Annotated in this window: 9 protein-coding genes and 1 pseudogene; all 10 read right to left on the reverse strand. The window is 73.2% G+C overall.

The window, feature by feature from the left end:
* Positions 1-55: 55 nt before the first annotated feature.
* The 10 genes and pseudogenes from AB0N14_RS05980 to AB0N14_RS06025 all read right to left on the reverse strand — a co-directional run bounded on the left by AB0N14_RS05980 (position 56) and on the right by AB0N14_RS06025 (position 12,493).
* Complete coding sequence (locus AB0N14_RS05980) at positions 56-1,123, reverse strand: hypothetical protein (RefSeq protein ID WP_366024486.1); 1,068 nt, start codon at positions 1,121-1,123, stop codon at positions 56-58.
* A gap of 205 nt (positions 1,124-1,328) precedes the next feature.
* Positions 1,329-1,961, reverse strand: a complete 633-nt coding sequence (locus AB0N14_RS05985; protein ID WP_366024487.1) for a hypothetical protein — start codon at positions 1,959-1,961, stop codon at positions 1,329-1,331.
* A gap of 93 nt (positions 1,962-2,054) precedes the next feature.
* Positions 2,055-3,341, reverse strand: a complete 1,287-nt coding sequence (locus tag AB0N14_RS05990; RefSeq protein ID WP_366024488.1) for a glutamate-5-semialdehyde dehydrogenase — start codon at positions 3,339-3,341, stop codon at positions 2,055-2,057.
* 61 nt (positions 3,342-3,402) lie between these two features.
* Positions 3,403-3,906 carry a hypothetical protein gene (locus AB0N14_RS05995; protein WP_366024489.1) on the reverse strand — a complete coding sequence of 168 codons (504 nt, stop codon included), beginning with the start codon at positions 3,904-3,906 and terminating at the stop codon, positions 3,403-3,405.
* Positions 3,907-4,095: 189 nt separating this feature from the next.
* The gene (gene proB, locus AB0N14_RS06000; protein WP_366024490.1) at positions 4,096-5,277 is read right to left on the reverse strand and encodes a glutamate 5-kinase; all 1,182 of its coding nucleotides are present in this window, start codon (positions 5,275-5,277) and stop codon (positions 4,096-4,098) included.
* A gap of 344 nt (positions 5,278-5,621) precedes the next feature.
* Positions 5,622-5,848 (reverse strand): annotated as a pseudogene (locus tag AB0N14_RS06005) (PhoD-like phosphatase N-terminal domain-containing protein); the annotation flags it as partial.
* Positions 5,849-6,006: 158 nt separating this feature from the next.
* Positions 6,007-7,443 (reverse strand): GTPase ObgE, encoded by a 1,437-nt coding sequence (gene obgE / locus AB0N14_RS06010; RefSeq protein ID WP_366024491.1) that lies wholly within the window; start codon positions 7,441-7,443, stop codon positions 6,007-6,009.
* A 138-nt stretch (positions 7,444-7,581) separates the two neighbouring features.
* On the reverse strand, positions 7,582-7,836 hold the full coding sequence (gene rpmA / locus AB0N14_RS06015) for a 50S ribosomal protein L27 (RefSeq protein WP_030605064.1): 255 nt from the start codon (positions 7,834-7,836) through the stop codon (positions 7,582-7,584).
* Positions 7,837-7,850: 14 nt separating this feature from the next.
* Complete coding sequence (gene rplU / locus AB0N14_RS06020; RefSeq protein WP_322722710.1) at positions 7,851-8,171, reverse strand: 50S ribosomal protein L21; 321 nt, start codon at positions 8,169-8,171, stop codon at positions 7,851-7,853.
* Positions 8,172-8,449: 278 nt separating this feature from the next.
* On the reverse strand, positions 8,450-12,493 hold the full coding sequence (locus AB0N14_RS06025; protein ID WP_366024492.1) for an Rne/Rng family ribonuclease: 4,044 nt from the start codon (positions 12,491-12,493) through the stop codon (positions 8,450-8,452).
* Positions 12,494-12,663 lie beyond the last annotated feature (170 nt).

Consider the following 12,663-nt stretch of genomic DNA (forward strand, 5'->3'; position numbering starts at 1 on the left):
GGGCTCCGCCACCGGGCGGGCCGGGTGCGGGGGTGACTGGTCCGGCGGGCGGTCCCTACACCTTCGGTTCCGCGCTCGCCGACAGCGTGCCGCACAGGGCCGTCGCGCTGCCCGTCGCGAAGGGGTCGGTGCCGGCCGGGCCGCCCGCCTTGGCGGTCTGGCCGGCGAGCAGCGGCCAAAGGTGGCTCGCGGTGTCCTCGGCGCAGGTGAGCGGTCCGGCCTGGACGTAGGCGGCGACCAGCTCCGCCTGGTTCAGCCGGAGGTCGTCACGGTCGAAGCGGAAGGTCAGCTCACGGCGCACGGTGAACAGCGACGCCTTCGCCCTGGCGTCGGAGCCGGCCGGCTTCAGCGCGTACACCACGGTGTGGTCGGCGTTGACCTCCAGCGTGTCGGAGTCGGCCTCCGTGGCCTGGAGCGTGCCCTGGACGCGGATGTCCTGGTCGGCCAGCCGGGCCCGTGAGGGATCGAAGCGGACCAGCCAGCCGGTGGCCGCGTGCCGCCCGTCCGCGGCCGGGTGGGAGAAGCTCTGGTCGAACTGGTCGAACTGCTGCGGATCGAGCAGCAGGCGCACCGGGCGCACGGCGCCGCCGGTGAGGACGGCCGGGTCGAGCGAGGACGCGACCAGGTAGTTCTTCGCGTTGGTCAGGGCGGCGTAGACCTGGCTCTCGGAGAAGTGCGCGGTACGCCGGGCGGCGGGGAAGGTGATGCCCTGGGCGCCGACGCGGAACCGCGCGGCGGGGCTGTGCGCGTACAGCGCCTCGGGGTCCGTGGCGCCGGGTACGGCGGACTGCGGGGCCAGCGGTATCACCGTCATGCGCAGCGGTTCGACGGTCTGGGCCCTGGGCGCCTGGTAGGGATGGCGCACGCCCATGTAGATCACGGTGGCGAAGGCGACGGCTATGAGCAGGACGAGGATCAGCGCCTGTCTGGGCAGTGCGCGGTGCAGGAGCGGGCGCCGGCGCACGGCGGGGGCGTGGTCGGCCATCCGCTCCTGGGCGGAGTACTCCTGGAGGCGGGCAGCCCGGACGAACGACTCGTCGAACACGACGGATCGGTACTCGTCCTCGCCACCACTGGGAGCACCCTCGGGCAGCCCCTCGGGTGGGTCTCCAGGCCCGCCCATATCTTCAGAGTAGGTCTCCGGGAGCCCGGGTAAACGCCCTGGTACGCGACAAGTTCTGACAGGTCCTCACCAGGTTTTCGAACGAGTTCCGAACCCCGGGTCGGGGCGGATCGGCCCATCGCCCGTGAGCTTGCGGAACGCCCGGCTCGGGGGGTCAGGGGGACCGCGGCGTTCGGGGGGTCAGGGGGACCTCGGCGTTCAGGGGTCAGGGGGTCCGCGGCACCGCTGAGAACGCCGGGGGCGAGTAGTCAGCGGAGGCCGAGGGGCTGGTGTCCGTGCCGGCTTCCTGACCCTGCTCCAGACCGCTCGAGGCGGGCGTCGGGACCTGTTCCTGACGACCGGAGGACCCTCCCCGGTACACCGCGGTGAAGGCCAGGGCGACCATGCCGATGCCCATCACGAGGGCGAGCATCCAGGCGACCGGGCGGTGCCAGCGGGCGCCCCTGCCGTACGCCCTGCCGAAGGGGCCCGTGGTGCCGTAGCGGCCGTCGAGGACGTCCACGTCGTCCAGGTCGTCGGGGTCCAGGCCGTGGCCGAAGTCGTCGGGACCGAATCCGTCGTCGTAGCGCTCTTCGTCGCCCCGTGCGGCCCTGCCGCGCGCCCGGCGCGCCTCCGCCTCCTGGGCGTCGGCGCGGGCCTGGGCGGCAGCGAGGAGCCTCTCCACGGCCGTCGGCTCGTGGACCACGGCGGCCCGTATCCAGGCCTCGTCGAAGACCGCGGAGGCGAACTCTTCGTCCATCGCTCCGCGGTCGCGGTCGTCGTCGGGCTCCGGGCCGTCAGCGAACGGCGTGCCCCCCACGTCCTCCGGCACGGATCCAGAGTAGACCTGGGGGGTCAATTTGGGCAGACGGTATGGAAATTCATCCGCCTGGCGAGACGGTTCACAGGTGGGTGCCGAGAACCGTGACCGCCCCGCGGAACGAGCGCTCGCTCAGCGCCGTACGTGCCCGTCGCCGGTGACGATGTACTTGGTGCTGGTCAGCTCCGGCAGGCCCATCGGACCCCTGGCGTGCAGCTTCTGGGTGGAGATCCCGATCTCCGCGCCGAAGCCGAACTGGCCGCCGTCCGTGAAGCGAGTGGAGGCGTTCACGGCGACCGTCGTCGAATCGACCAGTTGGGTGAATCGGCGGGCGGCCTGCTGCGAGGTGGTGACGATCGCCTCGGTGTGGCCGGAGCTCCACAGCCGGATGTGCGACACAGCCCTGTCGAGGGAGTCCACGACCGCGGCGGCGATGTCGTACGACAGGTACTCGGTGTCCCAGTCGTCGGCCGTCGCCTCCACCACGGTGGCCCGGGAGTCCTTGGCGTACGCCATCACGCGCTCGTCGGCGTGCACGGTGACCCCGGCGTCCGCGAGGGCGTCCAGGGCGCGCGGCAGGAACTCGGGCGCGATGTCCTGGTGGACCAGCAGCGTCTCGGCGGCGTTGCAGACACTCGGCCGCTGCGCCTTGGAGTTGATCAGGATGTCGATCGCCATGTCGATGTCGGTCTGGGCGTCGACGTAGACGTGGCAGTTGCCGGTGCCGGTCTCGATCACCGGGACGGTGGACTCCTCGACGACCGTGCGGATCAGGGAGGCGCCGCCGCGCGGGATGAGCACGTCGACCAGGCCGCGGGCGCGCATCAGCTCGCGCACCGACTCGCGGCTCTCCCCGGGCACGAGCTGGACGGCGTCGGCGGGCAGGCCGGCCCCGCCCACGGCGTCGCGCAGCACCCGTACGAGCGCGGTGTTCGACTCGTAGGCGGAGGACGAGCCGCGCAGCAGGACCGCGTTGCCGGACTTCAGGCACAGGGCGGCGGCGTCGACGGTCACGTTCGGCCGGGCCTCGTAGATGATCCCGACGACGCCGAGCGGGACGCGGACCTGGCGCAGGTCGATGCCGTTGGGCAGCGTGGAGCCGCGGACGACCTCGCCGACCGGGTCCGGCAGGGCGGCGACGTCCCGGACGTCGGAGGCGATGGCCCGGACCCGCTCGGGGGTGAGCGTGAGCCGGTCGATGATGGCCTCGCTGGTGCCGGCCTCGCGGGCCTTGGCGATGTCCCTCGCGTTGGCCTCGACGATCTCACTCGTGCGGACCTCCAGCGCGTCCGCCATGGCGAGCAGCGCGTCGTCCTTATCGGACCGCGGCAGCGGCGCGAGGTCTGCGGCGGCGGCCCGGGCACGGTAGGCGGCCTGGGCCACCGGGGACATGGAGTCGTACGGCGAGAGCGTGGTCATGAGGGAAGCGTAGTGCGCCGGGCATCCCCGTTCAGGGCTCGTCCCACACATCGAGACGTGCTCAAAACGGGTGAACTCCGACGGGTGTGGCCGGTGGCGGCCCGTATCCCTCGGTGACCCGCTGGTGGTAGGTGTCGCGGTCGACGACCTCCAGGCCGACGATCTCCCAGGGCGGCAGCCCCGCGCTCTGCCGGTGCTCGCCCCACAGGCGCAGCGCGACCGCGGCGGCGTCGTGCAGGTCGCGGGCCTCCTCCCAGTAGCGGATCTCGGCGTGGTCGCTCGCGTAGCGGCTGGTCAGCAGGAAGGGGTGGTCGTTGGCCAGTTGTTCGAGGGAGCGCCGCACCTCCTTCAGCGGTGCCTCCTCGCCCGAGACGCTCAGCGTGACGTGCCACAGCCGGGGCGTCTCGCCGGGCTCCTGGTGAGCGTCGGCAGGCTCCTGGTACGCCTCCCCGGCCGGGACGCTGGTCAGCGCGCGCTGCTCTTCGGCCCCGCGCGGGCCGCCGCCCCGGGAGGCACCGGAGGTGCCACCACCGCGGGACGCCGCCCCCGGGCGCACTCGTCTCACGACGGCCTCCTTACGCGGTGCTCGTGCGGAATGGGTGCCAGGGACCCGGTCGGTCGACCGGTCCCCGAGACCCAGTGGAGCAGGCCGCGCGGGCCTGTGGGGCGGTTTTGCGGAACGTCCCTCACCGGACGGGCCCGCGGGGCGGGACTTTCGGCCTGTCGCGGATGCGCGGAACGCGTGGTTACGGCTTCACGGGTGCAGGACGACCAGGTCGTCCCGGTGGATGACCTCGCGTTCGTAGGCGGGTCCCAGCTCGCGCGCCAGTTCCCTGGTCGAGCGGCCGATCAGCCGGGGGATCTCCTTGGCGTCGAAGTTGACGAGCCCGCGCGCGACCGCCCGCCCCTCGCTGTCACGCAGTTCGACGGGGTCGCCCGCGCTGAAATCGCCCTCGACCGCGGCGATGCCGGCGGGCAGCAGCGACTTGCGGCGTTCGACGACCGCGCGCACGGCCCCGTCGTCGAGGGTGAGGGCGCCCTGCGGGGCGGAGGCGTGCTGCAGCCACAGCAGCCGGTCGGCGGAGCGCTTGCCGGTGGGGTGGAAGTACGTGCCGGTGTCACGGCCCGCGAGGGCGTCGGCGGCGTGCACGGCGGAGGTGAGCACCACGGGGATGCCGGCCCCCGCCGCGATGCGGGCCGCCTCGACCTTGGTGACCATGCCACCGGTGCCGACGCCGGCCTTGCCCGCGCTGCCGATCTCCACGTGCGCCAGGTCCTCCGGGCCCCGCACCTCCGCTATCCGCGAGGTACCGGGCTTGCTGGGATCCCCGTCGTAGACGCCGTCCACGTCCGACAGCAGGACCAGCAGGTCGGCGTGGACGAGGTGGGCGACGAGCGCGGCGAGGCGGTCGTTGTCGCCGAAGCGGATCTCGTCGGTGGCGACGGTGTCGTTCTCGTTGACGACCGGCAGCGCACCCATCGCGAGAAGCTTGTCGAGGGTGCGGGAGGCGTTGCGGTGGTGGGCGCGACGGCTGGTGTCGTCGCCGGTCAGCAGGACCTGGCCGACGCGGATGCCGTAACGGGCGAAGGAGGCCGTGTAGCGGGCGACCAGGAGGCCCTGGCCGACGCTGGCGGCGGCCTGCTGGCGGGCCAGGTCGCGGGGGCGGCGGCGCAGGCCGAGAGGCGCGAGGCCGGCGGCGATGGCGCCGGAGGAGACGAGGACGACCTCCCTCTCCCCTCCGCCCGCCCGTCTCCCACCACCGCCCTCGACGGAGGCCCTTCGGGCCACCCCCTGCTTTCGGTGTTTGGCGAGCACGTCGACGAGGGCGTCGACGCGGTCGGCGTCGAGCCCGCCCGCGGCCGTGGTCAGTGAGGAGGAGCCCACCTTGACGACGATCCTGTGGGCCTCTTCCACGGCCTGCCTTGCGCCTGCCACCTGGTGCTCTTCCCCTCGCGCGCGATACCCGCTCCCGTCCGGCAATCTACGCGAGGACGCACGGGTGCCGCGCACCGGTCCAGGAAGCGGACGGTGACCGGAGCGCCCTGGTCCGGTCTCCGGGACGTCACACCAGCCGCACCCCCCGGCACGCCCGCCTCGACCCGCAGCCGGGCGAACGCCCGGGAGGAGGCCTTCGGGCGCAGCACGGTCTGCGGGACGCGTACCTGGGCGTCGATGCCGTCGCGGCGGATGCCGAAGAGGTGGTGGCCGCGGTGGGCGTCGATCAGCTTCCAGTGCGGGTTGTCCGCCTTGCGCGGGTCCCACTCGCGGTGGAAGGCGTCCATGCCGCCGCCGTGCAGCGGGTCGGGGGCGAGCCGGGTCCACAGCACGATGCCGTCGGGCAACGGATCACCGGAGGTGACACCCAGGCTGAACACCCCGTCCGGCAACGGGGGTTGGAGCGCGCGGGCGGTGGCGGGGATCCATAAGCGGGCGGTGGCGCTGCGCCGAGGGCGGCGGCGCCGGTGGTGCGTATGCGACGGCCATCGGGCGGGGCTGCGCCGGTCATGGGCGAACTCCCTTGCGTCGACGGCCTCGTGGGCATCGGGAGGCTCACCGGCGCGACGGCCCCTGGGCTGGACGGGGTAGGGCGGGGCCATGACAACCAGAAGAAGGGCGGGGCAGGCCCGAGGGCAGCCGGGGGCCGACCCCCGGCTGCCGCGGCTGTCAGAACGGCTCGAAGTCGTCGAACTCCTGCTGCGCCTCGTCGCGTTCCGCCTGCCGTTCCTTGCGCCGCTGCGCGGCAGGCCGTACGCCCTCGAACCGGTGGTCCTCGCCACGCCGTCCGAGCATCTCGGCGCCGGCCATCAGCGACGGCTCCCAGTCGAAGACGACCGCGTTGTCCTCGGGTCCGATGGCGACGCCGTCCCCGGCCTTCGCGCCTGCCTTCATAAGCTCTTGCTCGACGCCGAGGCGGCCCAGACGGTCGGCGAGATAGCCCACGGCCTCGTCGTTGTTGAAGTCGGTCTGGCGCACCCAGCGCTCCGGCTTCTCGCCGCGCACGCGGAAGAGCCCGTCGGCCTCGCGTGTGACGGTGAAGCCCGCGTCGTCGACGGCCTGCGGCCGGATGACGATCCGGGTCGCCTCCTCCTTCGGCTTGGCGGCACGCGCCTTGGCGACCAGCTCGGCCACGGCGTACGACAGCTCCTTCAGCCCGGTGTGCGCCACCGCGGACACCTCGAAGACGCGGTAGCCGCGGGCCTGCAGCTCGGGCCGCACCATCTCGGCGAGGTCCTTGCCGTCGGGCACGTCGATCTTGTTGAGGACGACGATGCGCGGGCGGTTGCCGAGGCCGCCGTACTGCTTCAGCTCCTCCTCGATGACGTCGAGGTCGGAGACGGGGTCGCGGTCGGACTCCAGCGTGGCCGTGTCCAGCACGTGCACGAGGACGCTGCACCGCTCGACGTGCCGCAGGAACTCCAGGCCCAGCCCCTTGCCCTGGCTGGCGCCCGGGATGAGCCCGGGAACGTCGGCGATGGTGTACACGGTCGAGCCCGCGGTGACCACGCCCAGGTTGGGGACGAGGGTGGTGAACGGGTAGTCGGCGATCTTCGGCTTGGCGGCGGACAGCACGGAGATGAGCGAGGACTTGCCCGCGCTCGGGTAGCCGACGAGGGCCACGTCCGCGACGGTCTTCAGCTCCAGCACGATGTCCTGCACATCGCCGGGCTCGCCGAGCAGCGCGAAACCGGGCGCCTTGCGGCGGGCGGAGGCCAGCGCCGCGTTGCCGAGACCGCCGCGGCCGCCCTGGGCGGCGATGTACGAGGTGCCGTGGCCGACCAGGTCGGCCAGTACGTTGCCCGACTTGTCGAGCACGACCGTGCCGTTCGGGACCGGCAGGACGAGGTCCTGGCCGTCCTTGCCGGAGCGGAAGCCGCCCTCGCCGGGTTTGCCGTTGGTGGCCTTGCGGTGCGGGGAATGGTGGTAGTCGAGCAGCGTGGTGACCGACTGGTCGACAGTGAGGATGACGTCGCCGCCGCGTCCGCCGTTGCCCCCGTCGGGGCCGCCGAGCGGCTTGAACTTCTCACGGTGGACGGAGGCACAGCCGTGGCCTCCGTTACCCGCGGCGACGTGCAGTTCGACGCGGTCCACGAAGGTGGTCATGGTTCAGTGCCTCCAGAAAACGTACGGGATGTGTGCTGTCCGACAGCTGTGCAACAAGCGAAAGGCGGACCCGCCTTCCCGACCGGGAAGTGAGGTCCGCCTCGCGAAACGTTCGGTCGAAGCCGTGAATCAGGAGATTCAGGCGACCGGAACGATGTTCACGACCTTGCGGCCGCGGTGGGTGCCGAACTCCACCGCACCGGCCTGCAGCGCGAACAGCGTGTCGTCGCCGCCACGGCCCACGCCGGCGCCCGGGTGAAAGTGGGTTCCGCGCTGACGGACCAGGATCTCACCCGCGGAGACGACCTGACCGCCGAAGCGCTTCACGCCGAGCCGCTGGGCGTTGGAGTCGCGACCGTTCCGGGTGGACGATGCGCCCTTCTTGTGTGCCATCTGTTCTCAGTCCCTTACTTCGCAGCCGTGGGGATCTCGGTGACCTTGATCGCCGTGTACTGCTGGCGGTGGCCCTGGCGACGGCGGTAACCGGTCTTGTTCTTGTAGCGCAGAATGTCGATCTTCTGGCCCTTGTGGTGGTCCACGATCTCAGCCTGGACCTTGATGCCGGCCAGCACCCACGGGTCGCTGGTCACGGAGTCGCCGTCGACCACGAGCAGGGTCGAGAGCTCGACCGTGTCGCCGACCTTGGCGGTGGAAATCTTGTCAACCTCGACGATGTCGCCGACAGCAACCTTGTGCTGGCGACCACCGCTGCGCACGATCGCGTACACGCGGAACTCACTCTCTCGCTCGGGAACGGCACCCCCGCAGGCCAGCCGCCCTGCGAAACACGCGAGCGACCTCTCCCGGCCGGCCCTTGCGGCGCGCGTCCGGGAGGAAGAGGTTTACGGGGACGTGGCGCATCAGTGGACACGCCGACGGTCAAGGTTACGGGGCCGGGTCGGGAAGGGTCAAACCGGGTCCTGTCCGCCACTCCCCCACACGACGGCGGCCCGCCCGGAGAGATCCGGGCGGGCCGCCGTCGTGACGCTTCCGTCGCGTCGGAGGGTCAGTCCTCCGTGGTGACCGAGACGGTCGGCTGCGCCGGCTGCTCGGCCGCCGCAGTCTTCTTGGCCGCCGCCTTCTTGGCGGTCGTCTTCTTCGCGGCCGTCTTCTTGGCAGCCGTCTTCTTGGTGGCAGCCGTCTTCTTGGTGGCAGCCTTCTTCGCCGTGGCCTTCTTGGCTGTCTTGCGGGCCGCCTTCTTGGCAGGCGCCGACGCCTCGGGCTCGTCCTCCGCCGGGGCCTCAGTCTGCTCCGCCGGGGCCTCGGCCGCCGACGGGACGACCACGACCGCCGTCTCCTCCGACGACGTCGGCGCCGTGGCCTTGCGGACGGCACGGCGGCGCGGACGGGCCGGGGCGCTCTCCACGGGCGCCTCGGCCGGGTCGGCGGCCTGCTCGGCCACGGGCTCGGCCGGGGCCTGGGCTTCCGGCTCCTCGGCGGCCTGCGGCGCGGCCTCCGGGACCGTCACCACGGCCTCGGCGGGCGAACCGGCCGGCGCCGACGCCTTGCGGGTCGCCCGACGGCGCGCACGGCCCTTGGGCGCGGCCTCCTCCTCGACGGTCGCGGGCGCCTCGACGACCGGGTCCTCGGCCGCCACCGGCTCCGCCTCCGCCTCGGAGCGCGACTTCGGTGCGCGCTCGTCCGTACGGGACTTCGGCGCCCGCTCCTCGGTCCGCGGGGCGCCCGCCGGAGCCGACGCCCGCCGGCCCACCCGACGCCGCGAACGGCCCCGGGACGCGGCGGCCTCCGCCTCGGCCACGCTGCTGTACAGCTCCTCGTCCGGCGCCACCGAGTCCATCAGCGACTCCGTCACGGCCGACTCCGACAGCGCCGCCGGAACCGCGACCTCCTGCTCCTCGGCGACCGTGACCTCGACGGCCTCCTCGACCTCGGCCGCCACCGCCTCGTGCGTCTCGGGCTCGGCCTCGGCGCCGCCCCGGCCGCGCTTCCTGCGCTTGCCGCCGCCGGCCGCGGCCGCTTGGTCCATGTGCACGATCACGCCACGGCCGTTGCAGTGCACGCAGGTCTCGGAGAACGACTCCAGCAGGCCCTGTCCGACCCGCTTGCGGGTCATCTGGACGAGGCCCAGCGAGGTCACCTCGGCGACCTGGTGCTTCGTACGGTCCCGGCCCAGGCACTCCAGCAGGCGCCGCAGCACCAGGTCCCGGTTGGACTCCAGCACCATGTCGATGAAGTCGATCACGATGATGCCGCCGAGGTCGCGCAGCCGCAGCTGGCGGACGATCTCCTCGGCCGCCTCCAGGTTGTTCCTGGTGACGGTCTCCTCGAGGTTGCCGCCCTGACCGGTGAACTTGCCGGTGTTGACGTCGATGACGACCATCGCCTCGGTCCGGTCGATCACCAGTGAACCGCCGCTCGGCAGCCACACCTTGCGGTCCAGCGCCTTGGCGAGTTGCTCGTCGATCCGGTACGTGGCGAAGACGTCGACCTCGCTGGTCCACCTCTGCAGGCGCGGCGCGAGGTCCGGCGCGACGTGCGAGACATATCCGTGGATCGTCTCCCAGGCGTCGTCACCGCTGACGATGACCTTGGAGAAGTCCTCGTTGAAGATGTCGCGCACGACCCGGACGGTCATGTCCGGCTCGCCGTACAGCAGCGTCGGCGCGTTGCCGTTCTTCGACTTCTTCTGGATGTCCTCCCACTGCGCCTGCAGCCGCTCGACGTCCCGGCGCAGCTCGTCCTCGCTCGCGCCCTCGGCGGCGGTGCGCACGATGACGCCCGCGTCCTCGGGGACGATCTTCTTGAGGATGGTCTTCAGCCGGGCCCGCTCGGTGTCGGGCAGCTTGCGGCTGATGCCGGTCATCGAACCCTCGGGGACGTACACGAGGTAACGGCCCGGCAGGGAGACCTGGCTGGTCAGGCGGGCGCCCTTGTGGCCGATCGGGTCCTTGGTCACCTGGACGAGGACCGACTGCCCGGACTTGAGGGCGGACTCGATGCGGCGCGGGCCGTTGGCCATGCCCAGCGCCTCGAAGTTGACCTCACCGGCGTAGAGCACCGCGTTGCGGCCCTTGCCGATGTCGATGAAGGCGGCCTCCATCGACGGCAGCACGTTCTGGACCTTGCCCAGGTAGACGTTGCCGACGTACGAGGTCGACTGCTCCTTGTTGACGTAGTGCTCGACGAGCACACCGTCCTCGAGGACGCCGATCTGCGTGCGCTCGCCGTTCTGCCGGACGACCATCACACGCTCGACCGCCTCTCGGCGGGCCAGGAACTCGGCCTCGGTGATGATCGGGACGCGGCGGCGGCCCTGCTCACGGCCCTCCCGGCGGCGCTGCTTCTTCGCCTCCAGACGGGTCGAGCCCTTGATGGACTGCACCTCGTCGGACGGCTCGGCGGCCTTGCGCGGCTCGCGGACCTTGACGACCGTGCGCTCCGGGTCGTCGGTCGTCGGCTCGTTGTCGACGAGCACGTCACCGGCCCTGCGGCGGCGCCGGCGACGGCGACGGCTGGTGCTGCTGGAGGCCGCCGCGTCCTCGGCGTGCTCGTGGGCCTCCTCGTCGTCCTCCTCCACCTGCTCGACGGTGTCCTCGGCGTCCTGCGCGGCCTGCTCGGCGGCGAGTTCCTCGGTCTCGTCACCCTCCGCGGACTCGCCCTCGGCCTCGGCGGACTCGCCACGGCGACGACGGCGGCCACCACGGCGGCGGCGCCGACGCGAACCGGTCTCCTCGGCGTCCTCGCCCTCGGCGGACTCCTCCGCCTCCTCGGGCTCCTCCACCTCGTCGGTGGTCTCGGGCGCCACGGCCACGGGCTCCTCGTCACCGCCCCGGCGACGACGGCGGCGACGCGCACCGGCGGTCTCCTCCTCGGCGACCTCCTCCTGCTCCGCCACCTCGGCGGCAGCGGCAGCGGCGGCCCGCTCCGGGGTCTGGAACATCGGCTCGGTGAACACCGGCGCCTGGAACACGGCCACGGCGGGTCGTGCGGGCCGCTGCGCGGCCTCGGACGCCTCGTCGGCGGCGGAGGCGGGCTGCTCGGGCTGGGAGAAGCCGCCGGCGGCCCTGCGGACTACGCGACGGCGACGACGCGGGGCGGCCTCCTCGGCGACCGGCTCGGCTTCGGCAGCGGCGGGCACGGAGGCGGGGGCGTGGGCGCCTTCCTCGACGGCCTCGGCCTTCTCGCTCGCGCCGGCCGTCCCGGCGGCCTCGGCCTGCGGGGCCTCGTCGGCGGCGCCCTCGGGCGCGGCGGCCGACGCGGACACCCGGCGGGTGGCACGGCGACGGGTACGGCGGGGAGCCGGCTCTTCGGCGGCGGGAGCCTGGGGCTCCTCGGCGGGGGCCTGCTCGGCCGCCTTCGTCTCGGCCTCGGTGGCCGCCTCCTGCTCCGCGGCCTCGGTGGGGGCGGGCGCTTCGGAGGGCGCCGAGACGCGGCGCGTGGCACGCCGACGCGGACGGGCCGGAGCGGGCGCCTCCTCGGCGACCGGCTCCGCGGGCGCAGGCGCCTCCTCGGTGGCCTCGGCGGCGGCCTCGCCACCGGCGGACACGACGACCTCGGCGGTCTCAGCCGCCGTGGGCGACCCGGCGGGCGCCGACGCACGACGCGCGGCACGACGACGCGGCCGAGCCGGAGCGGGCGCCTCCTCTGCGACCGGCTCCTCCTCGGCCGCGGGGACCGCGGGTGACTCGGCGGTGTCATCACCGGCGGGCACGACGACCTCCACGGCCTCCGCGGTCGCGGGCGACCCGGCGGGCGCCGACGCGCGACGCGCGGCACGACGACGCGCACGAGCCGGAGCGGGCGCCTCCGCGGAGGCGGGCTCGGCTTCGGCGGCACCGGAAACGGCGGCCTCGGCCACCGCCCCGGTCTCCTCGGTCTCTTCTGTCCCAGCGGTCGGCCGCTCCGCCTCCGCCGGTATGGCCGGCCCGGCCCCGTTCGCGGGGTCGGGCACCGTGACCTCGCCGGTCACGGCGTCGGCGCTCGGCGAGCCCGCCGGGCGCGAGGCGACGCGGCGCCGACGGCGCGGCGGCAGGGTGTCGCTGGGGGTGTTGTTCTCGGAACCCTCGGTGGGTTCGGTCGGTTCGAGCATGCGGGCGTTTCTCCCGTCAGGCTCCCGGGCGCCGCGCCTGGTCCGGCATGGATCGCCGTTGACGTCCGCGGCTCGCGCTGTGCGCGGTGCCGCCGTCCGGGGCGCGGGCGCCGCACGGGAGCTCTCTGTGTCCTGTCTCGCCGGTTCCGTACTCCTTGTTGTGCACGGCC

It is taken from the genome of Streptomyces sp. NPDC051104 (genome assembly GCF_040682835.1).
Classification (GTDB): Bacteria; Actinomycetota; Actinomycetes; order Streptomycetales; family Streptomycetaceae; genus Streptomyces; species Streptomyces cynarae.

Coding starts and splice junctions, on each gene's coding strand:
- AB0N14_RS05980 (WP_366024486.1), bottom strand. CDS start 1,123: ATGGGCGGGCCTGGAGACCCACCCGAGGGGCTGCCCGAGGGTGCTCCC.
- AB0N14_RS05990 (WP_366024488.1), bottom strand. CDS start 3,341: ATGACCACGCTCTCGCCGTACGACTCCATGTCCCCGGTGGCCCAGGCC.
- obgE (WP_366024491.1), bottom strand. CDS start 7,443: ATGACCACCTTCGTGGACCGCGTCGAACTGCACGTCGCCGCGGGTAAC.
- rpmA (WP_030605064.1), bottom strand. CDS start 7,836: ATGGCACACAAGAAGGGCGCATCGTCCACCCGGAACGGTCGCGACTCC.
- AB0N14_RS06025 (WP_366024492.1), bottom strand. CDS start 12,493: ATGCTCGAACCGACCGAACCCACCGAGGGTTCCGAGAACAACACCCCC.